The 22,480-nt window shown below is 64.1% G+C and carries 19 protein-coding genes; 13 read left to right on the top strand and 6 right to left on the bottom strand.

Translation table 11 applies throughout. The features are described 5' to 3' along the window. Positions 1–3: 3 nt before the first annotated feature. The 5 genes from K3F49_RS14000 (at position 4) to K3F49_RS13980 (ending at position 6,951) form a co-directional block, all read left to right on the top strand. Positions 4–2,709 carry a nitrate reductase gene (locus K3F49_RS14000; RefSeq protein ID WP_234681531.1) on the top strand — a complete coding sequence of 902 codons (2,706 nt, stop codon included), beginning with the start codon at positions 4–6 and terminating at the stop codon, positions 2,707–2,709. Between the two features lie 217 nt (positions 2,710–2,926). After that, entirely contained in the window at positions 2,927–3,823 is an 897-nt protein-coding gene (locus K3F49_RS13995) for an SMP-30/gluconolactonase/LRE family protein (RefSeq protein ID WP_234681530.1), read from the top strand. Positions 3,824–3,842: 19 nt separating this feature from the next. Beyond that, positions 3,843–4,682 carry an aldo/keto reductase gene (locus K3F49_RS13990; RefSeq protein WP_234681529.1) on the top strand — a complete coding sequence of 280 codons (840 nt, stop codon included), beginning with the start codon at positions 3,843–3,845 and terminating at the stop codon, positions 4,680–4,682. Positions 4,683–4,870: 188 nt separating this feature from the next. Then, positions 4,871–5,812 carry a DMT family transporter gene (locus K3F49_RS13985; RefSeq protein ID WP_234681983.1) on the top strand — a complete coding sequence of 314 codons (942 nt, stop codon included), beginning with the start codon at positions 4,871–4,873 and terminating at the stop codon, positions 5,810–5,812. A 59-nt stretch (positions 5,813–5,871) separates the two neighbouring features. Continuing rightward, positions 5,872–6,951, top strand: coding sequence for a zinc-binding dehydrogenase (locus K3F49_RS13980; protein WP_234681528.1), 1,080 nt, complete (start codon positions 5,872–5,874; stop codon positions 6,949–6,951). A gap of 99 nt (positions 6,952–7,050) precedes the next feature. On the opposite strand, the gene ppk2 is transcribed toward K3F49_RS13980, so the two are convergent. Together ppk2 and K3F49_RS13970 are read right to left on the bottom strand one after the other, a co-directional pair. Further along, a complete protein-coding gene (gene ppk2, locus K3F49_RS13975; protein ID WP_234681527.1) occupies positions 7,051–7,971 on the bottom strand; it encodes a polyphosphate kinase 2 in 921 nt (306 codons plus the stop codon). 97 nt (positions 7,972–8,068) lie between these two features. Then, the gene (locus K3F49_RS13970) at positions 8,069–8,530 is read right to left on the bottom strand and encodes an Lrp/AsnC family transcriptional regulator (RefSeq protein WP_074122330.1); all 462 of its coding nucleotides are present in this window, start codon (positions 8,528–8,530) and stop codon (positions 8,069–8,071) included. A 135-nt stretch (positions 8,531–8,665) separates the two neighbouring features. Between K3F49_RS13970 and K3F49_RS13965 the strand changes: the two genes are divergently transcribed. Both K3F49_RS13965 and K3F49_RS13960 read left to right on the top strand, forming a co-directional pair. Beyond that, positions 8,666–11,029: a transketolase gene (locus K3F49_RS13965; RefSeq protein ID WP_234681526.1), complete on the top strand. Its 2,364-nt coding sequence runs from the start codon at positions 8,666–8,668 to the stop codon at positions 11,027–11,029. A 207-nt stretch (positions 11,030–11,236) separates the two neighbouring features. Continuing rightward, positions 11,237–12,667 (top strand): aldehyde dehydrogenase family protein, encoded by a 1,431-nt coding sequence (locus tag K3F49_RS13960; protein WP_234681525.1) that lies wholly within the window; start codon positions 11,237–11,239, stop codon positions 12,665–12,667. A gap of 240 nt (positions 12,668–12,907) precedes the next feature. Here the strand turns inward: K3F49_RS13960 and K3F49_RS13955 are convergent, their stop codons facing one another. Then, positions 12,908–13,885: an SMP-30/gluconolactonase/LRE family protein gene (locus K3F49_RS13955; protein WP_234681524.1), complete on the bottom strand. Its 978-nt coding sequence runs from the start codon at positions 13,883–13,885 to the stop codon at positions 12,908–12,910. A gap of 89 nt (positions 13,886–13,974) precedes the next feature. Between K3F49_RS13955 and K3F49_RS13950 the strand changes: the two genes are divergently transcribed. Together K3F49_RS13950 and K3F49_RS13945 are read left to right on the top strand one after the other, a co-directional pair. Beyond that, positions 13,975–14,799, top strand: a complete 825-nt coding sequence (locus K3F49_RS13950) for an NAD-dependent epimerase/dehydratase family protein (protein ID WP_234681523.1) — start codon at positions 13,975–13,977, stop codon at positions 14,797–14,799. A gap of 96 nt (positions 14,800–14,895) precedes the next feature. Continuing rightward, positions 14,896–15,309 carry a hypothetical protein gene (locus K3F49_RS13945; RefSeq protein ID WP_234681522.1) on the top strand — a complete coding sequence of 138 codons (414 nt, stop codon included), beginning with the start codon at positions 14,896–14,898 and terminating at the stop codon, positions 15,307–15,309. Positions 15,310–15,317: 8 nt separating this feature from the next. Here the strand turns inward: K3F49_RS13945 and K3F49_RS13940 are convergent, their stop codons facing one another. Next, entirely contained in the window at positions 15,318–16,016 is a 699-nt protein-coding gene (locus K3F49_RS13940; protein WP_234681521.1) for a GntR family transcriptional regulator, read from the bottom strand. 173 nt (positions 16,017–16,189) lie between these two features. Between K3F49_RS13940 and K3F49_RS13935 the strand changes: the two genes are divergently transcribed. The 4 genes from K3F49_RS13935 to K3F49_RS13920 all read left to right on the top strand — a co-directional run bounded on the left by K3F49_RS13935 (position 16,190) and on the right by K3F49_RS13920 (position 21,068). Continuing rightward, complete coding sequence (locus K3F49_RS13935) at positions 16,190–17,908, top strand: IlvD/Edd family dehydratase (RefSeq protein ID WP_234681520.1); 1,719 nt, start codon at positions 16,190–16,192, stop codon at positions 17,906–17,908. A gap of 62 nt (positions 17,909–17,970) precedes the next feature. Beyond that, positions 17,971–18,978: a TRAP transporter substrate-binding protein gene (locus K3F49_RS13930; protein ID WP_234681519.1), complete on the top strand. Its 1,008-nt coding sequence runs from the start codon at positions 17,971–17,973 to the stop codon at positions 18,976–18,978. Positions 18,979–19,152: 174 nt separating this feature from the next. Beyond that, complete coding sequence (locus K3F49_RS13925) at positions 19,153–19,731, top strand: TRAP transporter small permease (RefSeq protein ID WP_234681518.1); 579 nt, start codon at positions 19,153–19,155, stop codon at positions 19,729–19,731. Continuing rightward, positions 19,728–21,068 (top strand): TRAP transporter large permease, encoded by a 1,341-nt coding sequence (locus K3F49_RS13920; protein ID WP_234681517.1) that lies wholly within the window; start codon positions 19,728–19,730, stop codon positions 21,066–21,068. Before K3F49_RS13925 ends, K3F49_RS13920 begins: the two co-directional genes overlap by 4 nt. A 25-nt stretch (positions 21,069–21,093) precedes the next feature. Here K3F49_RS13920 and K3F49_RS13915 read toward each other — a convergent pair whose 3' ends face one another. Next, positions 21,094–21,675 (bottom strand): histidine phosphatase family protein, encoded by a 582-nt coding sequence (locus K3F49_RS13915; RefSeq protein WP_234681516.1) that lies wholly within the window; start codon positions 21,673–21,675, stop codon positions 21,094–21,096. Beyond that, positions 21,672–22,466, bottom strand: coding sequence for an enoyl-CoA hydratase/isomerase family protein (locus K3F49_RS13910; RefSeq protein ID WP_234681515.1), 795 nt, complete (start codon positions 22,464–22,466; stop codon positions 21,672–21,674). The genes K3F49_RS13915 and K3F49_RS13910 overlap by 4 nt, the downstream gene beginning before the upstream one ends. Positions 22,467–22,480 lie beyond the last annotated feature (14 nt).

The raw sequence follows: 22,480 nt of genomic DNA, 5'->3' as shown, positions 1-22,480 counted from the left end.
GACATGACGGCGATCGACCCCAACCTCCGCACGACCAAAACGACCTGTCCCTATTGCGGCGTCGGTTGCGGCGTGCTCGCAACGCCAGATGGCGCGGGCGGTGCTGCGATCGCGGGTGATCCCGATCATCCCGCCAATTTCGGCCGGCTGTGTTCGAAAGGCTCTGCGCTCGGCGAGACCGTCGGGCTGGAGAGCCGGCTGCTGTATCCGATGATCCGCTGCAAGGGCGTGCTGGAGCGCGTCGCGTGGAGCGATGCGCTTGATCACGTCGCCCATCGCATGCAGCACATCGTCGCGCGCGACGGGGCCGACGCGGTCGCGTTCTATCTTTCGGGCCAGCTGCTCACCGAGGATTACTACGTCGCCAACAAGCTGATGAAGGGCTTTGTCGGCACGGCGAACGTCGACACCAATTCGCGGCTGTGCATGTCGTCCTCGGTCGCCGGCCACCGCCGTGCCTTCGGCGCCGACACCGTGCCCGGCTGCTACGAGGATCTCGACCAGGCCGATCTGCTCGTCTTCGTCGGCTCGAACGCCGCCTGGTGCCACCCGGTGCTGTTCCAGCGCATGCTGAAGAACCGGCAGGAGCGCGGCGCGCGCATGATCGTGATCGATCCGCGCCGCACGGATACCGCGAGCGACGTCGATCTGTTCCTCGGCATCAAGCCCGGCACCGATACCGCGCTGTTCTCGGGCCTGTTCGTCCATCTCGCCGACAGCGGCGCACTGGATCAGGAGTATATCGCCCAGAACACGTCGGGTTTTGATGATGCGCTGGCGCGCGCGCGCAACATCGCCGGCAGCGTCACGGCGACCGCGCTGGCGACCGGCCTCCCCGAGCAGGACGTCGCCGCCTTCTTCAAGATGTTCCGCGACACCGAGCGTGTCGTCACGCTCTATTCGCAGGGCGTGAACCAGTCGGCGCAGGGCACCGACAAGGTCAACGCGATCCTGAACTGCCATCTTGCCACGGGCCGCATCGGTAAGCTCGGTGCCTCGCCGTTCTCGCTCACCGGCCAGCCCAACGCGATGGGCGGCCGTGAGGTCGGCGGTCTCGCCAATCAGCTCGCTGCGCACATGAACTTCACGCCGCCCGACATCGACCGCGTCAGGCGGTTCTGGAAGGCGCCGGGCATCGCGACCCACGAAGGGCTGAAGGCAGTGCAGCTATTCGAGGCGATCAACCGCGGCGAGGTCAAGGCGTTATGGGTGATGGGCACCAATCCCGCGGTGTCGCTGCCTGATGCCGATTTCGTGCGCGAGGCGCTGAAGAAGCTCGAGCTGTTCGTGGTCTCCGAGAACGTGCTCTCCAACGACACGGTCGGAGCCGGCCCGCACGTGCTGCTGCCGGCACTGGCCTGGGGCGAGAAGTCGGGCACGGTGACCAATTCCGAACGCCGCATCTCGCGCCAGCGTTCGTTCCTGCCCGCACCCGGCGAGGCGCGTCCCGATTGGTGGATCCTCAGCGAGACCGCAAAACGCCTCGGCTTCGGCGACAGCTTCAATTACAAATCCGCCGCCGAGATTTTCCGCGAGCACGCCGCGCTCTCGGCGTTCGAGAACAATGGCAGCCGCGATTTCGACATCGGCGCGCTGACGTCGCTGTCTGATGAAGACTTCGACGCCTTGAAGCCCGTGCAATGGCCGGCGCGCGAGGGCGAGGCGCCGGGCGAGCGCTTCTTCGCGGCAGGCGGCTTCTTCACCAATGACGGCAAGGGCCGCTTCGTCGCGCCGGAGATGCCTGCACTGCGCAGCGAGACCGGACCGTCGCGCCCCCTGCGGCTCAACACCGGACGCATCCGCGACCAGTGGCATACGATGACGCGCACGGGGCTGAGCAAGCGGCTGGGCGCGCATCTGCCCGAGCCGTTCGTCGAGATTCATCCCGACGACGCCAACAAATACGGCATCGTCCATGACGGCTATGCCCGCATCACCACCGATTACGGCCAGTGCATTTTGAAGGCTGTCGTCAGCGAGCGGCAGCAACGCGGTGCGTTGTTCGCGCCGATCCACTGGAGCGCGATGAATGCCTCGCACGGCCGTGTCGGTGCGCTGGTCGCGCCGTTCACGGATCCGTTCTCCGGGCAGCCGGAATCGAAGGCGACGCCGGCGGCGATCGCGCCGTATGAGTACGTCTTCCGCGGCTTTGCGCTGTCGCGAAAACAGCTCGATTTACCGCAAAACCTGCTGTGGACTCGCGCAACTGTGGCCGGCGGCTTCGGCTATCTCTTCGCCGACAACGCGGATCTGTCGCGCTGGCCGGCCTGGCTCGACGGCCTTGCCGGCGAAGATGTCGCCGACTACCGCGATTTCGGCGGCGGTGTTTATCGCGCGGCCTTGTTTTCGGGCGATCGCATCGAGACCTGTCTGTTCGTCGGCCCCGCGCGCGATGCCGGGGACTGGGAGGTGGTGAAGAGCGCGTTCGCGGCCGATCGCGTCACCGACGATCAGCGCCGCATGCTGCTGTCAGGCAAGTCCAGCGAAGGCGCCGCGGCGACCGGTCCGGTCGTCTGCGCCTGCTTCGGCGTCGGCCGTGGCACCATCTGCGACACCATCGCGGCAGGCGCGCGCACCGCCGCCGAGATCGGCGCAAAACTGAAGGCCGGCACCAATTGCGGTTCCTGCATCCCCGAGCTGAAGCGGCTGATCGCAACGACAGAGGCGGCACCGGCGAAGCAGGTCAAGCTCGCGGGCGCGGCGAGGTAGGCACCACTCTCTCCATCGTCATTGCGAGCGCAGCGAAGCAATCCAGAGTCCCGCCGCGGTGACAGTCTGGATTGCTTCGCTGCGCTCGCAATGACGGTGCTTGTTGAGGCGGATTATCCATTTCCACCAACGCAGCCATGCCACTGCCCCAATCGACGCGCCCGCGATTGTGCCCTATGTTGCCGCGCTCCCCCTCAGCAATAAGAAAAAATCAAAAATGTACCTGGAAACGCCGCCGCGCCTGATCGAAACCAAGATCTTTTCCGTCATGCCCGATGATTTCCGCCGCAAAGGCGTGTGGAGCGATTGGGCCGACGCCAACCGGCCGGGCGTACCGACCGATAGCTTCATCGAAGGGCCGTCGTTCGACAGGGATGGAAATCTCTACGTGGTCGACATTCCGTTTGGCCGCATCTTCCGCATTGCACCGGATGGCACGTGGTCGCTCGTGATCGAGTATGAGGGCTGGCCGAACGGGCTGAAGATCGCGGCCGACGGCCGCGTCCTGGTGGCGGATTACATGCACGGCATCATGGAGCTCGACGCCAAGGCTGGTCGCATCAAGCCCATCCTGACCGCGCGCAATTCGGAATCGTTCCGCGGCTGCAACGATCTGCATCTCGCCTCGAATGGCGACATCTATTTCACCGACCAGGGCCAGACCGGTCTGCACGACGCAAGCGGCCGCGTCTATAAACTGGCGCCGAACGGCCGGCTCGATTGTCTTGTTGACACCGGCATCAGCCCGAACGGACTGGTGCTTGATCCGACCGAGACCGTGCTGTTCGTCGCGATGACGCGCGACAATGCGGTATGGCGGCTGCCGTTCATGAAGGATGGCAGCGTGTCGAAGGTTGGCCGCTTCTGCTCGCTGTTCGGCACGTCAGGCCCCGACGGCATGACCATGGACGCGAGCGGTCGCCTGTTCGTCGGCCACGCCTCGCTCGGCCATGTCTTCGTGTTCGCACCGAATGGTGAGCTGATCGCGCGGATCAAGTCCTGCGCGGGGCCGAACTGCACCAATGTCGCTATCGGTGGCGCGAAGAAGGATCGGCTCTATATCACGGAGTCTGCGACCGGCAGCGTGCTGGTCGCGGACATCAGTGGTCTGTAGAGCATTTGAAGGAGCAAACATGAACACAAAACCCTTCGGCAGGACCGGCGCCAATGTCTCCGTGATCGGGCAGGGCACCTGGTATCTCGACCATGGCGATCGCAAGCGCGCGGTCGCGGCGCTGCAGCGCGGGCTCGATCTCGGCATGACCCATATCGACACCGCGGAGATGTACGGCGACGCCGAGCTCGTCATTGCCGATGCGATCGCCGGCCGCCGTGATGAGGTATTCCTGGTATCGAAGGTGCTGCCGAGCAATGCCTCGCGTCGCGGTACCATTACGGCCTGCGAGCGCTCGCTGAAGCGGCTGAAGACGGATCGTCTCGATTGCTACCTGCTGCACTGGCGCGGCTCGTATGACCTTGAAGACACCGTCGCCGCATTCGAGGAACTGGTGAAGGCCGGCAAGATCAAATCCTGGGGCGTTTCCAATTTCGACGCGGACGATCTCGACGAAATCCTCGATGTGTCCGGCGAAGGCAGGATCGCCTGCAATCAGGTGCTCTATCATCTGAAGGAACGTGCGATCGAGCATACGGTGATCCCGTGGTGCGAGAAGCACGGCGTCGCCGTCGTCGCCTATTCACCGTTCGGGCACGATGATTTTCCCGATGAGCGCAGCAAGGGCGGCGCCGTGCTCGCGCGCATTGCGGAGGCGCGTCGCGCGACGCCGCGTCAGGTCGCGTTGAGCTTCCTCACCCGTGCGACTACGGTGTTTGCGATCCCGAAGGCGTCATCCGCCGAACATGCCGGCGAAAATGCGACTGCCGGTAATCTCGTGCTGACGAAAGAGGAGATTTCGGCGCTGGATGCGGCGTTTCCGCGCGGTTCGAAACCGCGTGGTCTGCCCATGCTGTAGTGCACAAAGGCCTATTATTAATGGAGTATTGACGCGCGCGGACGTGAGCGCATATCGGCATCCTGTTTTCGGAAGTTGTGAAAGCGGCGCATTTGTCGTTTTTTACGATCGTTCCCGAATCGTCGTTTTCCCAGGTTCCAGCCGTGACACCGCCGCCCGCCGCAGCCGCAAGGCTCGACAGTATTTCCATGCCCGCGCCGGAGAAGAAGCAGGAGGCTCGCCGTGCGCCTGCGCGCGTCGATCATCCCTTCAAGGGCATCGCGCTGGTGCTGCTGTCGACGGTGTTCCTCGGCTGCTCCGACGTCACCGCGAAATATCTCTCGACCAGCCTGCCGTCGATCGAGATCACCTGGATCCGATTCGTCACCTTCGCGCTGATGTTCACGCCCGTGATGCTGCCGGGTTCGCCGCTGCATGCGATGCGGACCGAACGTCTCGGGCTGCAGTTGATGAGGGGCGTCGCGCTGCTCGGCTCCTCGCTGTTCTTCATCACTGGCCTGCGCTTCCTGCCGATTGCGGAAGCTTCCGCCACCGGCTTCGTCTCGCCGCTGTTTGTCACCGCACTGTCGATTATCTTCCTCAGTGAGAAGGTCGGGATGCGTCGCTGGATCGCGACCGCGATCGGCTTGACCGGCGTGATGATCATTCTGCGGCCCGGCTCGAGTGCGTTCCACATCGCCGCCTTCTTCCCGATCGTCTCGGCGTTCTGCTGGGCTGCCGCGCTGATCATGACGCGCATGATGAGCGGGCGCGAGGCCGTTCTCACCACCATGGCGTACTCCGCTCTCACCGGCGTCGCGATCCTCAGCGTGATGGTGCCGTTCGTCTGGGTCACGCCGACCTGGACCGCGATCGGCCTCGGCATCGTGATCGGTGTCGCCTCGACCGTCGGCCAATGGATCATCGTGCTGGCCTATCGCTACGGCGATGCTTCGGTGCTGGCGCCGTTCTCCTACACGCAGTTGCTGTGGGTCAGCCTTCTGGGATTCTTCCTGTTCGGCGAGTTGCCGGACGTATGGACGATCACCGGCGCGGCTTTCATCGTCGCCAGCGGTCTCTACATCGCCCATCGCGAGCGCATTCGCCGCGCTCAGCTTCTGGTGCAGGCCGCGCGTTCCCCGAACCCCTGACGCAAGTCAAGCGTCCCGCTTCGTGCTATCAACGGCTCCAACGATGGGGGAGGAGCTGGATGCGCGCTGCGATTTTCAGGAACGGTGAGATTGTCGTCGACCGGATGGCCGAGCCGAAGCCGGGCCCCGGCCAGGTGCTGGTCAAGACGCTCGCCTGCGGCATTTGCGGCTCCGACCTGCACGCGCGCCAGCACGCGCCGCGGATGGTGGAGATGGCGAAGAAGACCGGGCGAACGCCGATGGATCTGTCGCGCGACGTCGTCTTCGGTCATGAGTTCTGCTGCGAGATCGTCGACTACGGCCCCGGCACCACGCGCAAGCTCAAGCCGGGCACGCATGTGTGCTCGCTGCCCGCATTGCTCACGCCGGAGGGCATCAAGGGCATCGGCTATTCCAACGACTTCGTCGGCGGTTATGCGGAAGCGATGCTGCTCAGCGAGCCGCTGCTGCTGGAAGTGCCGAACGGCCTTGCGCCCGAACATGCCGCGCTGACCGAGCCGCTTGCGGTCGGCGTCCATGCGGTGGCCAAAGCCAACATCAGCGGCGGCGAAGTGCCGCTCGTCATCGGCTGCGGGCCGGTCGGCCTTGCGGTGATCGCCGCGCTGAAGCTCAAGGGCCTGCATCCGATCGTTGCTGCCGACTATTCGCCGGCGCGGCGCGCGCTCGCGGCAAAGTTCGGCGCCGACATTGTCGTCGATCCCCTGACGTCGCAGCCCTATGCGACCTGGGCCGAGCACGCGCAGATGTCGGAGGCGGAGAAGGCCGCGCGGCCGCCGTTCCAGGCCATGCTGCCGGCGCTGAAGCCCGCGGTGATCTTCGAATGCGTCGGCGTGCCCGGCCTGCTGCAGCAGGTGTTCGAGGGCGCGCCGCGCGATGCCAAGATCGTCGTGGTCGGCGTTTGCATGGAGAGCGACAAAAGCGAGCCCATGCTCGGCATCATGAAAGAGCTCAATGTCCAATATGTGCTCGGCTACACGCCGGAGGAGTTTGCGGCGTCGCTGCGCCTGATCGCGGAAGGGCAGGTGGATGCCGCCGCGATGGTGACGGCTGAGGTCGGAATTGACGGCGTCGCCAAGGCGTTCGCGGATCTCGCCAATCCCGAGGCGCACACCAAGATCATCGTGCAGCCGTGGCGGTGACGGTCTCGCAGGGTGGGCAAAGGCGCAAAGCGCCGTGCCCACCATCAAGTACCGTGCTCATCATGGTGGGCACGCTACGCTTTGCCCACCAGACTTTCCTCAGTATTTCGAAGGCACGTACATCTCCAGCGGGATCGGACCGCGGTGATAGTCGGGATTGCGCACGCGCGGCGGCAGCACCACGGGTGCGCGACCGACTTCCTGGTAGGGGATCTGGCTCAGAAGATGCGCGATGCAGTTGAGGCGGGCGCGCTTCTTGTCCACGGCATCGACGATCCACCACGGCGAGTCCGGCAGATGCGTGTGCTCCAGCATCGTCTCCTTGGCCTTGGTGTAGGCCTCCCAGCGGCTGCGGGCCTCGACGTCCATCGGGCTCAGCTTCCACTGCTTGAGCGGATCCTTGATGCGCATGGTGAAGCGGAACTGCTGCTCGTCGTCGGTGATGGAGAACCAGTATTTGACCAGAATGATGCCGGAGCGGATCAGCATCCGCTCGAACTCCGGCACCGTGCTGAAGAACTCCTGATACTGCTCGTCGGTGCAGAAGCCCATCACGCGCTCGACGCCCGCGCGGTTGTACCAGCTGCGGTCGAACAGCACCAATTCGCCGCCGGCGGGCAGGTGCGAGACGTAGCGCTGGAAATACCATTGCGTGCGCTCGCGCTCGCTCGGCGCCGGAAGCGCTGCGACGCGGCAGATGCGGGGATTGAGGCGCTGGGTGATGCGCTTGATCACGCCACCCTTGCCGGCGGAGTCGCGACCTTCGAACAGAACCACGACCTTCTTCTTCTCGCTCTGCACCCAGTCCTGCAGCTTGACCAGCTCGCCCTGGAGCCGGAGCAGCTCGCGGAAATAGAGTTTTCGGTCGACCGTCGGGCGGAGCCCGTCGGTCTCATCCAGCAGCTCGTCGAGCCTGCTGTCGTCGAGCTCCATCTCCAGCTCTTCGTCGAGATCGTCGATCATTTCCCGGATGATGCGCTCGCGTTTGGCCATTTCAGGGGTGCGGTCGGATGCGGTCATGGGTCCTTCTTTCGGCAGGGTGCCTGTCACCGGTGACCATCGGCGGGGTTTATTGCGCCCATGTGACACCGGTTCCGGAATAGCCCGGCAGGGACCGTCAGACCGGCAGCGCGATCGAATATTTGACCTGGCTGAGCGCAAAGCTCGACTCGATCGAGGCGATGCCGTCGAGCCGGGTCAGCTTGGTCTTGAGGAAGGTCTCGTAGGAGGCGAGGTCAGCCGCCACCACGCGCAGGAGATAGTCGCGGTTGCCGGTCATCAGATAGCATTCCAGCACCTCGTCCCATTTCGAGATCGCGCGGGCGAAACGATTGAGATCCTCCTCCTTCTGCCGCGCCAGCTTGATCGAAATGAACACGCTGACATGCAACCCCAGCGCCTTCTGGTCCACGGTCGCGATGTAGCGCGAGATCACGCCGCGTTCCTCCAGCAGCTTGACCCTGCGATGGCAGGGCGAGACCGACAATCCGACCTTGTCGGCGAGCTCCTGCATGGTCAGCCGGCTGTCGGTCTGCAGCAAGGCGAGGATTTTGCGGTCGATGGCGTCGAGCTCTGGCATTGGGATGGAACCTATGTTTTGTCCGGTCTTGTTGGTAAATTATCCCAATATTCGGAGGTATGGCGCGAAAAATTGAGAAGTTTGGCGTCGCTCGCAGGCGTATCATCTTCCGACCTGTTTTCCGGGAGCATTGCGATGCCCGTTGATTCCGCCCGTCTCGACACATTGACCGCGCTGGCCCGCAAGGCGCTGTGGCTGTCGTCATGGACCATCCACCACGCCAACCACGTCCGGTCGAACACGGACGGCCTCAAGGTCGGCGGCCACCAGGCCTCGTCCGCCTCGCTCGCGACCATCATGTCGGCGCTGTATTTTAGCGTGTTGCGGCCCGAGGACCGCGTCGCGGTGAAGCCGCATGCGAGCCCGGTGTTCCACGCCATCCAGTATCTGTTCGGCCGGCAGAGCCGCGAGAAACTGGAGAATTTTCGCGGCTTCAAGGGCGCGCAATCCTATCCCTCGCGGACCAAGGACGTCGACGACGTCGACTTCTCGACCGGCTCGGTCGGCCTCGGCGTCGCGCAGACGCTGTTCGCCTCGCTGGTGCAGGACTACGTCAAGGCGCATGGCTGGCTGAAGGATCGCCGCGAAGGGCGGATGATCGCGCTGGTCGGCGACGCCGAGATGGACGAGGGCAACATTTTCGAGGCGCTGGCAGAAGGCTGGAAGCACGGCCTGCGCAACACCTGGTGGGTGGTCGACTACAACCGCCAGTCGCTCGATGCCGTCGTGCGCGAAGGCCTCTGGGAAAAGTTCGAGACCATGTTCCGCAATTTCGGTTGGGACGTGGTCATCGTGAAATACGGTCGCCTGATGCGCGAGGCGTTTGCTGAAGTGGGGGGCGAGGCGTTGAAGCGCTGGATCGACAATTGCCCGAACGCGCTCTATGCGGCGCTGTGCTTCCAGGGCGGTGCAGCGTTTCGCAAGCATCTCCACGACGAGATCGGCGACCAGGGGCCGATCACAAAATTGATCGACAAGCGCAGCGACGACGAACTCTTGGCGTTGATGTCGAACCTCGGCGGTCACGACATGGCGAGCATGCTGGAGGCGTTCGAGTCCATCGATCACGATCGCCCGGTCTGCTTCATCGCCTACACCATCAAGGGCGTCGGCCTGCCGTTCCAGGGCCACAAGGACAACCATGCCGGCCTGATGACGGTCGCGCAGATGGAGAAATATCGCGAAAGCCAGAACATTCGTCCCGGGCACGAATGGGACAAGTACGAGGGCCTCACGCAAAGTGCCGCCGAGCTCGACGCGTTCCTCGCGCGCGTGCCGTTCAACAAGGATGGCCGCCGGCTGACCGCGCCTGTCGTCGAGGTGCCGCAGCAGCTTGTGTTCAAGCCGTCGCCGCAGATGTCGACGCAACAGGGCTTTGGCCTCGTGCTGAACGAGATCGCGCGCGGTGACAGCGAACTCGCACAACGCATCGTCACGACCTCGCCCGACGTCACGGTCTCGACCAATCTCGGCCCGTGGGTGAATCGGCGCGGCCTGTTCGCACGTGGTGAGAAGGCGGACTTATTCCGTAGCGAGAAAATTCCGTCCACATTCAATTGGGACTTCTCGCCCAAGGGCCAGCATCTCGAGCTCGGCATCGCCGAGATGAACCTGTTCATCATGCTCTCGGCGCTCGGCCTGTCGCACCAGATCAACGGCGCGCGGCTGCTGCCGGTCGGCACGCTCTACGATCCCTTCATCGAGCGCGGCCTCGATGCGCTCAATTACGCCTGTTACCAGGATGCGCGCTTCATGGTGGCGGCGACGCCGTCCGGCATCACGCTCGCGCCGGAGGGCGGCGCGCACCAGTCGATCGCGACGCCGCTGATCGGCATGGCGCAGGACGGGCTCGCCTCGTTCGAGCCGGCCTTCGTCGACGAACTCGCCGTGATCATGGGCTGGGGGTTTGCGCACATGCAGCGCGATCCGGGCGAGGGCGGCTCGGTCTATTTGCGGCTCTCGACGCGCTCGATCGAGCAGGCGCAGCGGATCATGACGCCGGAACTGCAGCAGGGCATCACCGACGGCGCCTACTGGCTGCGCAAGCCGGGCCCGAATGCCGAACTCGTGATTGCCTATACCGGCGCGGTCGCGCCGGAGGCGATCGAGGCGACCGGCTTCATCGGCGAGAGCCGCCGCGACATCGGCCTGCTCGCGATCACCTCGGCGGATCGGCTCCATTCGGGATGGACTGCCGCGCGCAAATTGCGGCGCGATCGGCGCGGCGTGCAGCACCTCAGCCACATCGAAAAACTGCTGGCGCCGTTGCCGCGCGACTGCGGCATCGTGACCGTGATCGACGGCCATCCCTCCGCGCTCGGCTGGCTCGGCAGCGTCCGCGGCCACCGCGTCGAGGCGCTCGGTGTCGAGCAGTTCGGCCAGACCGGCACCATCGCGGACCTCTATCGCCACTACGGCATCGACGCGAATGCGATCATCGATGCGGCGGAAAGCCTCACCACCGGTGCGCCGGTGCTGCATCGGAAGATGGCGGTGTAGCGGAAGTAACCGGGGGCGTGATTCCAGGGCGATAATGCGCGCCCCGGAATGACGGCCGGGCCACCTTGCCACGTTGTCGCCATCGGCTCATATAACCACCTCCGTCTGCCGCAACGCTGGCCCCGCATATGGCGGGTTCAATTGCTGGCGCTTTCGTGCAAGGATGCCTGCCGAAACGCCCCCCAAGCCCCCAAGAAGAGGTTAACGATGGTCAATCGCATGCAATTCTACATCGACGGCGCCTGGGTCGATCCCGCCGTCAAGAAGTCCACCCCGGTCGTCAATCCGGCGACGGAAGAAGCGATGTACGAGGTTGCGCTGGGCTCCAAGGCCGACGTGGACAAGGCGGTTGCCGCCGCCAAGCGCGCCTTTGCAACTTTCTCCCAGACCAGCCGAGACGAGCGGGTCGCGCTGCTCACGAAGGTCATCGAAGTCTACAAGGGCCGTCTCAAGGAGATCGGTGCTTCCGTCTCCGATGAGATGGGCGCGCCGCTGCCGATGGCGGAAAAACTCCAGGCCGGCGCCGGCCTCGGCCATCTCATGACCACGCTCGACGTGCTCAAGAACTATCATTTCGAGGAGCCGGTCGGCACCGCCATGGTGCTGCGCGAGCCGGTCGGTGTGGTCGGCATGATCACGCCCTGGAACTGGCCGCTCAACCAGATCGCCTGCAAGGTCGCACCCGCGCTCGCCGCCGGCTGCACCATGATCCTGAAGCCGTCGGAGTTCACGCCCACCTCGGCGCTGATCTTCGCGGAAATCCTCCATGAAGCCGGCGTGCCGAAGGGCGTGTTCAACCTCGTCAACGGCCTCGGCCCCGAGGTCGGCGCCGCCATGAGCGAGCATCCCGACATCGACATGATCTCCTTCACCGGCTCGACCCGCGCCGGTATCGACGTTGCCAAGCGTGCGGCGCCGACCGTGAAGCGCGTCAGCCAGGAACTCGGCGGCAAGTCGCCGAACGTCATCCTCGAAGGCGCCGACCTCACGAAGGCGGTGACCGGCGGCGTGATGCACATGTTCAACAACTCCGGCCAGTCGTGCAACGCGCCCTCGCGCATGATCGTGCCGACCTCGAAGATGAAGGAAGTCGCCGCGATCGCGAAGGCCGTCGCCGACAAGACCAAGGCGGGTGATCCGCGCGCTGAAGGCACCACGATCGGCCCCGTGGTCAACCGCGGCCAGTGGGACAAGATCCAGGCGCTGATCAAGAAGGGCATCGACGAGGGCGCAACGCTCGTCGCCGGCGGCCCGGGCCTGCCCGAAGGCGTCAACAAGGGCTTCTATGTCCGCCCGACGATCTTCGCCGACGTCACCCCCGAGATGACGATCGCCCGCGAGGAAATCTTCGGACCGGTGCTGACCATCCTCGGTGCCAAGGACGAAGCCGAGGCCGTGCACATCGCCAACGACACGCCCTATGGCCTCGCCGGCTATGTCTCGGGCGCCTCGGTCGAGGACGCCAAGCGCGTCGGTCGCCAGATCCGCGCCGGCAACGTCAACCTCCAGGGCGTGCCCAACGACCGCACCGCGCCGTTCGGTGGCTACAAGCAGTCGGGCAACGGCCGCGAGTGGGGCAAGTACGGCCTCGAGGACTTCCTCGAAGTGAAGGCCGTCGCCGGCTTCAACGCGGCGTAAGCCTTAGGGCCTGAACAGAATGACGCCGGAGCGGGAAACCGCTCCGGCGTTTTGTTGTAGCCCGCATGGAGCGGAGCGTAATGCGGGACCGGTCCCCGGATTGCGCTCCGCTCCATCCGGGCTACGAAGTCTATCCTTCGTCATTGCGAGCGAAGCGAAGCAATCCAGAATCTCTCCGCGGGTGGAGTCTGGATTGCTTCGTCGCAAGTGCTCCTCGCAATGACGGAGGAGAGAGGAGACCTAGCCTCCCGCCGCGCCTTGCGTGTTCACATACAGCGCGTAGATCGACTGGCTCGCCGCCATGAACAGGCGGTTGCGCTTGAGGCCGCCGAAGCAGAGATTGGCGCAGCGCTCGGGCAGCGCGATGCGGCCGATCATGACGCCGTCCGGCGCGAACACCACCACGCCGTCGAGTTCGGGATCGCCCATGCCCCAGCCGCACCAGAGATTGCCGTCGATGTCGCAGCGCATGCCATCCGGTGTGCCAGGTCCCGCATCGATGTGGACGCGCTTGTTCGAGATCGTGGTGCCGTCGGCCGCGACGTCATAGGCAAGGATCTTGCGGTTCGGCACGCCGCGCGATTCCACCACGTACAGAATCTTCTCGTCCGGCGAGAAGCACAGCCCGTTCGGGCCCAGCACGCCCTCGGCGACGATCGTCGCCTTGCGCGTCGCCGGATCGAGCCGATAGACGTTCGGCTCGATCTCGCTCTCCGCCTTGAAGCCCTCGTAGTTGCCGAGCAGGCCGAAGGTCGGATCGGTGAACCAGATCGAGCCGTCGGACTTGACCACGATGTCGTTCGGCGAGTTCAGCGGCTTGCCGCCGAATGAATCCATCAGCACCGTGATCTCGCCGTCATATTCGGTGCGGGTCACGCGACGGCCGCCGTGCTCGCAGGTGACGAGCCGGCCCTGGCGATCCCTGGTATTGCCATTGGCGAAATTGGAGGGCTTTCGGAAAACCGAGACGGCGCCGGTCTCTTCCTCCCATTTGATGATGCGCTGGTTCGGGATGTCGCTGCACAAGAGAAATCGCCCGTCGCCGAACCAGACCGGCCCCTCGGCCCAGCGCAGGCCGGTCGCCAGCCGTTCCACCGCCGAAAGTTTCAACCAGTATTTTTCGAATCGGGGATCGAGTGCGTGAATGGCCGGATCAGGATAGTAGCTCGCAGGCCGCCAGCCTGACCGCTCCTGGGTGTGGGACGATGCCTCATCCATGTCGGTTCTCTCGTTTCGTTCCCTCTGGACATTCCTGCTATCATTAGAGACACGTGACCGCAAATTGGTCACTAACGGCGAGGGAAGACATGCCGCGTATCTTGATGACGGGAGCTTCGGGCGGAATCGGAACGCGTCTGCGGAAACTGCTGCCGCCGATCTATCCGGACCTGCTGCTCTCTGACATCCGCCCGCCCGCCGATCTCGGGGCGAACGAGCAGTTCAAGGCGGCCGACCTGTCAGACCTTGCCCAGTGCGAGGCGATCTGCGAGGGCGTCGACGGCATCATCCATTTCGGCGGCTATTCGGTCGAGGGCCCGTGGGACGACATCCTCCAGGCCAACATCATCGGCGGCTACAATCTGTTCGAGGCCGCGTATCGCAAGGGCGTCAAGCGCGTCGTGTTCGCGTCCTCGAACCATGCCGTCGGATTCTATCCGCGCCACCGCAGGATCGATACCGACGTCACCGCGCGCCCGGACGGCCGCTATGGCGTCAGCAAGGTGTTCGGCGAAGCACTCGGCGCGCTCTATGCCGATAAGCACGGCCTGAAAGTGACTTGCCTTCGCATCGGCAATTTCGGGGACGTGCCGTTGGACCTCCGCCGGATCTCGATCTGGCTGAAGCCGGAAGATTTGGTGCAACTCTGCCAAATCGGGCTCGAGCATCCCGACATCCATTTCGAGGTGTTTTATGGCGTATCGCTGAACGAGCGCGCCTGGTGGGACAACCACCGCGCCTACGAATTCGGCTATCGCCCCACCGGCCGCTCCGAGGACCATGTCGCACACGCCATGGCCGAGCAGGCCAAGTTGAAGCCGGATCCGGTCGGCGACCATTTTCAGGGCGGCGCGTTCGCGAGCCTCGAGTTCGACGGCGACACCAGCCGGATCATTGATTGGAACAAGCGATAGTACTTGTCGTCATGGCCGGGCTGTTGACTTAGATCAACATCGTCCGGACACCATCGGGCTCTCGATCTGTGCGAGCGCAATTCGAGAGCCGCGACAATGAAAATCAAACTGTCTGTCGTTGCAATGCTTGCGACGATCGCATCAGCACCCTCGCGAGCCGCAACGCTCAGCGATGCTGAAGCGACGTTTCTCGACCAGCTTGTCACCGCGTCCGCAGTGCTCGAACAGCGATGCGTCGGCTACGAGGTCGATGGTGCCGGTGGCGTTCAACTCGGCGCCAGGCTGCTCGGGAGCCCCAATGCGGCGATGGCGATGATTGACGCTTATTCGGCGGCGATAAAGGCTCACGATGGCGAGAGCTACGATCCCGGCAAGTTCCGCCCCGAGGTGTTCGAGGCGGCCAGCAAGACGATCAAGCGCGTGCTAGCGGATTTGGTCAGGGATCCGAAAGGGGCCTGCGCCGATTATGGCGATGCCAGCGTGGATCGCGGTCTGCTGAGACGATACTGAACGCGGGGTTAGCCTGACGAGCACGTTAGCGCAGCCTCATCGGCAATCCGCGCCAGATAATCCGACTTGCTGAACTGCATGTGATCCACGCACAGTTGCGCCAGCGCCCAGCTGTCGCGGCCTTTGAGTAGCTCGATCATCAGCTCGTGCTGGCGCCGTGACTGTGCCAGTCCATCGCGGTCGGCGAGGTTTTTCGCGCGCATCGGCAGTGTCAGGCTCATGTAGTCCTGCAGCGAGCGGACCAGATAGGGATTGCCGCAGGCGGCGAACAACGCGACGTGGAAGGCGTCGTTGGCTTCGTGGATGCCGCGCAAGTCCCTCACGTCCGCCTTCGCGCAATACTCGCGTTGCAAGGCGGTCAGCTCGTCGATCAGGCCTTGCGGCGCGGGCAGGGGGATCATCAACGCCGCCTGCCGCGTCAGCATCTCCCGCACTTCGTAGATCTGCCGGACTTCCTCGGCCGAATAGAACCGCACGGTGGCGCCGACATTCTTCTCACGGCGGACGATGCCGCGCCGCTCGGCGTCCACCAGCGCCTGGCGCACGAAGTGCCTGGAAGTGCCGTAGCGCGACATCAGCGCGTCTTCGGTCAGGCGCGCGCCGGGTGCGAAGCGGCCGAAGATGATGTCCTCCTCCAGCCGCGCGACGACGTCATCCGGATCGTCGCGCCGGAGCGGCATGGCGTCTGCGGTACGAATGTCGGACATGCCCTCAGCCTCCGGCGCCTTGCCGGTCCGCCTTGTGGAGCAGGGAGAAGTCGGATTGTCAATAATTTGTGTCGCCGGGGAGCGCCAGGAGCAGAAAGAGCGACCATCTGGCCCTATCTTATTGACAATCAGGGGGCAGGCTGTACCACAATGGCAAGTTAAGGAGTGCCATGATGTCGAATGGGTTGCGCAAGGGTTTGACGAGCTATGGCGATGCCGGCTTCTCGCTGTTCCTGCGCAAGGCGTTCATCAAGGCCATGGGCTATTCCGACGACGCGCTGGAGCGCCCGATCGTCGGCATCACCAATACCTACAGCGACTACAACCCCTGCCACGGCAACGTCCCGCAGATCATCGAAGCCGCCAAGCGCGGCGTGATGCTGTCGGGCGCGATGCCGTTCGTATTCCCGACCATCTCGATCGCCGAGAGTTTTGCGCATCCGACCTCGATGTACCTGCGCAATCTGATGGCGATGGACACCGAGGAGATGATCCGGGCCCAGCCGATGGATTCGGTGATCGTGATCGGCGGTTGCGACAAGACGCTTCCGGCGCAGGTGATGGCCGCGATCAGCGCCGACCTGCCGACCGTCGTCATTCCCGTCGGTCCGATGGTGGTCGGCCATCACAAGGGCGAGGTGCTCGGCGCCTGCACCGATTGCCGCCGTCTCTGGGGCAAGTATCGCGCCGGCGAGATCGACGACGTCGAAATCGAAGCCGTCAACGGCCGTCTCGCGCCGTCGGTCGGCACCTGCATGGTGATGGGCACGGCTTCCACCATGGCCTGCATGATCGAAGCCATGGGTCTGTCGCTGCCGATGAGCGCGACGATCCCGGCGCCGCATGCCGAGCGTTTCCGTCTGGCGGAGGCGAGCGGCCGGGTTGCTGCTGAAATGGCCAAAACCAAGGGCCCGAGGCCGAGCGAGGTCCTGACGCCAGCGTCCTTCAAGAACGCGCAGGTCGTGCTGCAGGCGATCGGTGGCTCGACCAATGGCCTGATCCATCTGACCGCGATGGCGCATCGCTCACCGCATCGGATCGATCTCGAGGTGTTCGACCAGATCGGACGTGAGGTGCCGGTGCTGGTCGATCTCAAGCCGTCGGGCGAGCATTACATGGAGCATTTCCATCACGCCGGCGGCGTGCCGAAACTGCTGGCACAGCTCGGCGATCTCGTCGATCTCGATGCGAAGACGATCTCGGGTGAGAGCCTGCGCGACGTCGTCGCGAATGCGGAGGACGTGCCCGGCCAGGACGCTATCCGCTCGCGCGACAATCCGATCAAGAAGGAAGGCGGCCTCGCCGTCCTGCACGGCAACCTCGCGCCGCGCGGCGCCGTCATCAAGCAGTCGGCGGCGAGCCCAAAACTGTTGCAGCATACCGGGCGTGCGGTGGTGTTCGAATCCGTCGAGGACATGACCTTGCGGGTCGATGATCCCGAGCTCGACGTCACCGCCGATGACGTCCTGGTGCTGCGCAACGCCGGCCCCAAGGGCGCGCCCGGCATGCCCGAGGCCGGCTATCTGCCGATCCCGAAGAAGCTCGCGCGTGGCGGTACCAAGGACATGGTGCGCATTTCGGATGCGCGCATGAGCGGCACCGCGTTCGGCACCATCGTGTTGCACATCACGCCGGAATCCGCGGTCGGCGGACCGCTCGCGCTCGTGAAGAATGGCGACAAGATCAGTCTCGATGTAGCCAAGCGCAGCATCGAGCTGCTGGTAGATCCGGCGGAGCTGGAGCGTCGGCGCGCCGCCTTGAAGCCGGCTCAAGCGTCCGAGGAAGTCAAGCGTGGCTACGCTTGGCTATTCGACAAGACCATCTTGCAGGCCGACGAGGGCTGCGACTTCGACTTTATGCAGAGGACTGGACCAAAGACTGAAAAGGGCTGACAACCACTCGAACGAGCGTCCAGACCGCTAAAAGCGGCGGGCGATAACAACAGGGGGAGACGATGATTGTACGATCCATGGCAGGATTCTTACGCGGCTTGGTGGCTACGGCCGCCATGCTGTTCGTCACGAGCGCGGGGGCGCAGGAGGTGAAGCATTATCGCTTCGCCTATGACCAGCCCCGCAACACCGGCTACTCGATCGCCGGCGACCTCTTTGCCGACAAGCTCAAGGAATTGAGCAAAGGCACCATGATCATCGACCAGTATCCGGGCGCGCAGCTCGGCCAAGAGCCGCAGGTGCTTCAGCTCGTGAAGTCCGGCGACGTCGAATTCTCGATCGTCTCCTCGGCCAACACCGCGACGATCTCGCCGCAGGCCGGCGTGATGTCGCTGCACTATCTGTTCCGCGACGAACAGCATGTGATCAAAGGCCTCGCTGACCCGAAGGTGTTCGAGGCCCTCAAGATCATGATCGATGAGACCACGCAGGGCTTGCACCTCATCGGCACGGGCTCGCAGGGCGTGCGCCACATGTACTCCAAGAAAGAGATCCATAATGTCGGCGACATCAAGGGCCTGAAGGTCCGCGTGCAGGCGACCGCGACGGAGGACACCATGTTCCCGGCCTACGGCGCCCAGACCGTGCACATGCCGTTCGGCAGCGTCTACACCTCGTTGCAGACCGGTGTGGTCGATGTCGCCGAGAACAGCATCAACGTCTACCTCGTCAACAAGCACTACGAGGTCGCGCCGGTGCTGAACATCACCGAGCACGAGGCCAACAACGCGTTGGTGTTCGTCTCCGACAAGCTCTGGCAGAGCCTTTCGGCCGAGCAGAAGGGCTGGGTGCAGACCGCGGCCAACGAGGTCAGCACGAAGGAGCCGGCGAAGGCGTTCGACCTCGAACGGGCCGCGGCCGAGAAGCTGAAGAAGCTGGGCGTCAAGATCGTCGACAACGTCGACAAGAAGAGCTTTGCGGCGATTGCCGATCCCTATCTCGACAAGCTCGCCAAGGAGCTCGGCCCGCACGCCGAGAAGATCAAGGATCTGATCCGGTCGATTAATTAACGCGATTCCCGAAGACGGTGCGCTCCCTCTCCCGCTTGCGGGAGAGGGTTGGGGAGAGGGTGTCTCCACAATGTGATACTTCCCCAGAGGAAAGAACCCTCACCCGCGTCGCTTCGCTCCGCGACCTCTCCCGCAAGCGGGAGAGGTGAGGCCAACTCGCAGCCGGGAGCAATAATGGCCATCGCCGACAAGCTCGTATTGCAACGCCAGCGTCACCTGAAATGGCGCTGGCTCGACTGGCTCGAGCTCGCGCTCATGATCTTGTGCGGCGTGCTGTGCTTCGGTTTCTCGCTGTCGGTCACCGCCGACATCGTCACCCGCACCATCGGCCATCCCTGGCTGTGGCTCCAGGAAGTCACCTCGACGCTGTTCATCTATGCGATCTTCATCGGGACAGCCGTTGCGACCCGGCGCAACGATCACCTCTATCTCACCGCGATCTCGGAGGCGATGCATGGCGTGCCCAGGATCATCGTCGAGATCATCATTCGCCTCGTCGTGCTCGGCGTCGCTTTCTGCCTGATCTGGTACGGCTACCAGAATTACCTACGCGGCTTCGGCAGCTTTCGCCTGCCGTCCGGCACGCCGATCGCTTCGCTCTACGCCATCATTCCGCTCTCCGGCATCCTGGTCGGCCTGTTCACCATCGAGCAGCTCGTCAACGGCCTGCGCAACGGCTTCGACCACCCTGAGCCGCCGGAGGAGGATGCCGCGCCCGTCATCACCGAAGCGCAAATGAGGGCGCAGCCGTGAGCGCACCCATTGTCCTCGCGTTGATGTCGATCTGCTTCCTGTCGTTTGGCTATCTCGGCGTGCCCGTGCCGTTCTCGCTGATGGCCGGCGTGTTCATCGGCGCGGTCCTGTCCGACGTCTCGCTCGCCGCAATCATCCAGAAGATCTTTGACGGCGTCGATTCCGAGGCGCTGCTGGCGATCCCTTTCTTCCTGCTGGTCGGCGAGCTCATGAGCTCGGCCAATGTGGTGGTGCGAATCGCAAACCTCTCGGTATCGCTGGTCGGGCATATCAGGGGCGGACTGTCGCAGGTCGTGGTCGTCTTCAGCATGTTCTTCTCGGAGATGTCGGGCTCGACCACCGCCGACGTCGCCGTGATGAGCCGCGCGCTCGGCGGCCCGATGAAGCGCGAGGGCTATGAGCCCGCGTTCATTGCCGCGATCATTGCGTCGGCCTCGACCATTGCGGCGCTGGTGCCGCCGAGCATCACGGCGGTGGTCTATGGCGCCGTCGGCAACGTCTCGATCGCCGGCCTGTTCATGGCCGGCGTCGTGCCCGGCCTGATGATCGGCTTCGGGCTGATGATCTATTGCTATTTCTTCGGCCCGTCCGGCCTGCGCAAGCCGCGCGCGCCGCTGCGTCAGATCGTGTTCGCGGCCGGCGATGCGGCGCTGCCGCTGATGATTCCGGTGATCCTGCTCGGCGGCATTCTGACCGGCTGGTTCACGCCGACCGAGGCCGGCGTCGTCGCCGTGGTCTGGATCATCCTGGTCGTGATCCCCGCGCTCAACCGCGGCCATTTCCGGAAGATTCCCTACGATTTCTGTCTGGCGGGGCTGATCTTCTCGCTGCCGCTGATCACCATCGGCGCCGCCAACGCCTTCGGTTGGATGCTGGCGTACTTGCGCGGCGCCAGTTACATCGCCGACATGATCACCTCGATCGCCGGCAACGATCCCCATCTGATCATGCTTCTGATGGTGCTGCTGTTCACCGTCGTCGGCGATTTCATCGAACCGGTTCCGACCATCATCATCTTCATGCCGCTGGTCAACACGCTGACGGAAGCCGGCGACATCAATGGCGTCCACATGGGCGTGGTGCTGATCGCGACGTTGGCCTTCGGCCTGATCACGCCGCCTTATGGTCTGGTGCTCTTGATGGCGTCGAAATTCGTCGGCGTCAGCTTTGCGAAAGCGTTACGGGCGGCGCTGCCGATCTATGTCGTGTTCTTCGCCACCATCGCGTTCGCGATCTACTTTCCGAGCGTCGTGCTGTGGCTGCCGCAGAAAGTGCTGCCGGAATCGGTCGGCTGCTTCAAGTCGCCGGCGGGAACCGGCTACATCTGTCCCAAGTGATCTTCCTACGTCCCAAGTGATCTTCCTAAGTGATCAGCTGCTCGACGCGCCAACCGGCTCGGTCGTGCACGTAGCGAAACGGCGTGCCGTGGCTGTTCTTGAAATAGCTGCCGGTGAGCGCGTTCGCTATGCCCTGCATCACGGCGTCATGGCAAACGAACAGAACGTAGTCGTCGGGATAGCGGTCGAGCCAGAGCGCGACGGTGCGCAGTGATCGCTCCGTCATGGTGTCCCAGTTCTCGCCGTCGGCGGGCAGGATCGAGACGAGGCCCGTCGCCGATTTGACGCCGTGCCTGATCATGAGATCGCGGACGGGCAGGCCTTCAAAGCTGCCGAAGTCGAACTCGATGATGCCTGCGTCGATCGTGAGCGGCGCCGCGATCGCGTCGGCGACGATCTCCGCCGTTCGGGCCGCGCGCACCAGGGGGCTTGCGACGATGCGGCTGATGCCGGCGCCGCGCAGCAAATCTGCGGCCTCGTTCGCTTGCCGCAGGCCATCCTCGTTCAGCGGATTGTCGGTTCGGCCCTGGAAAAGTCCCTGCCGGTTCCAGTCCGTTGCGCCGTGGCGCAGGCCGCAGAACGAGCGCGATGGCGTGGGCGCGCTCACTTGCTCTTGCTCGTGAACTTCTTCACGGCAACACGAAAATCCTCCGTGTTCATCGCCATGATGATCTTGTGCTCCTCGGCATCGAGCTGCTGTTTGACCGGCGTGGTGGCGGCGGCATAGACCAGCGATTTGGTTCCGGCGATGGCCGCACGCGGATTCTGCGCCAGCCGCTCGGCCAGCTGCCGCGTCGCCGTCTTCAATTCGGTTGCGGGAACGGTCTTGGCGACGAGGCCCCATTCATAGGCTTGCTGCGCCGTAAATTTGTCCTCGGCCAGGAAGATCTGCAGCGCGCGGCGCGAGCCGACCGTGCCGACGATCCCGACCGTCGAGCCGCCATCCGGCGACACGCCGATCTTGGCATAGGCCGGCGTGAACTTGGCGTCCTCCGCGGCGATGCAGAGATCGGTGACGAAGGCGAGCCCCATGCCGGCGCCGGCGGCCGAGCCGTGCACGCTCGACAGCGAGATCTTCGGCATGCGCCGGATGATCTCGATGAAGGCATGGTAGTGCTTCAGTAACTCGCCGACCACCAGCGTCACCGTGTTGGCTTCGGCCGCAGCACCAATCGTCTGCAGATCGCCGCCGGCGGAGAAGGCGCGGCCTTCGCCTTCGAGCACCACGACCCTGATCGTGTCGTCGCCTTCGATATAGATCGCGAGCTGTTCGAGTTTTTGCGCGATCGCAAGGTTGATCGAGTTGAACGCGGCAGGGCGGTTCAGCGTGATGGTCGCGATCGGGCCGTCGATCCGCAGCAGCGCGGGATCATCGGGTTGGGAGACGGGAGTTGGCATCTGAGGAATCCCCG

Source organism: Bradyrhizobium monzae, from assembly GCF_021458635.1.
Classification (GTDB): Bacteria; Pseudomonadota; Alphaproteobacteria; order Rhizobiales; family Xanthobacteraceae; genus Bradyrhizobium.
Note: the sequence above shows the minus strand (reverse complement) of the source record. Positions and strands in the feature narration are given on the sequence as shown.

Excerpts from the sequence above, each read along its gene's own strand:
- K3F49_RS14000 (WP_234681531.1), top strand. The coding sequence starts at position 4 with ATGACGGCGATCGACCCCAACCTCCGCACGACCAAAACGACCTGTCCC.
- K3F49_RS13995 (WP_234681530.1), top strand. The coding sequence starts at position 2,927 with ATGTACCTGGAAACGCCGCCGCGCCTGATCGAAACCAAGATCTTTTCC.
- K3F49_RS13990 (WP_234681529.1), top strand. The coding sequence starts at position 3,843 with ATGAACACAAAACCCTTCGGCAGGACCGGCGCCAATGTCTCCGTGATC.
- K3F49_RS13985 (WP_234681983.1), top strand. The coding sequence starts at position 4,871 with ATGCCCGCGCCGGAGAAGAAGCAGGAGGCTCGCCGTGCGCCTGCGCGC.
- K3F49_RS13980 (WP_234681528.1), top strand. The coding sequence starts at position 5,872 with ATGCGCGCTGCGATTTTCAGGAACGGTGAGATTGTCGTCGACCGGATG.
- ppk2 (WP_234681527.1), bottom strand. The coding sequence starts at position 7,971 with ATGACCGCATCCGACCGCACCCCTGAAATGGCCAAACGCGAGCGCATC.
- K3F49_RS13970 (WP_074122330.1), bottom strand. The coding sequence starts at position 8,530 with ATGCCAGAGCTCGACGCCATCGACCGCAAAATCCTCGCCTTGCTGCAG.
- K3F49_RS13965 (WP_234681526.1), top strand. The coding sequence starts at position 8,666 with ATGCCCGTTGATTCCGCCCGTCTCGACACATTGACCGCGCTGGCCCGC.
- K3F49_RS13960 (WP_234681525.1), top strand. The coding sequence starts at position 11,237 with ATGGTCAATCGCATGCAATTCTACATCGACGGCGCCTGGGTCGATCCC.
- K3F49_RS13955 (WP_234681524.1), bottom strand. The coding sequence starts at position 13,885 with ATGGATGAGGCATCGTCCCACACCCAGGAGCGGTCAGGCTGGCGGCCT.
- K3F49_RS13950 (WP_234681523.1), top strand. The coding sequence starts at position 13,975 with ATGCCGCGTATCTTGATGACGGGAGCTTCGGGCGGAATCGGAACGCGT.
- K3F49_RS13945 (WP_234681522.1), top strand. The coding sequence starts at position 14,896 with ATGAAAATCAAACTGTCTGTCGTTGCAATGCTTGCGACGATCGCATCA.
- K3F49_RS13940 (WP_234681521.1), bottom strand. The coding sequence starts at position 16,016 with ATGTCCGACATTCGTACCGCAGACGCCATGCCGCTCCGGCGCGACGAT.
- K3F49_RS13935 (WP_234681520.1), top strand. The coding sequence starts at position 16,190 with ATGTCGAATGGGTTGCGCAAGGGTTTGACGAGCTATGGCGATGCCGGC.
- K3F49_RS13930 (WP_234681519.1), top strand. The coding sequence starts at position 17,971 with ATGATTGTACGATCCATGGCAGGATTCTTACGCGGCTTGGTGGCTACG.
- K3F49_RS13925 (WP_234681518.1), top strand. The coding sequence starts at position 19,153 with ATGGCCATCGCCGACAAGCTCGTATTGCAACGCCAGCGTCACCTGAAA.
- K3F49_RS13910 (WP_234681515.1), bottom strand. The coding sequence starts at position 22,466 with ATGCCAACTCCCGTCTCCCAACCCGATGATCCCGCGCTGCTGCGGATC.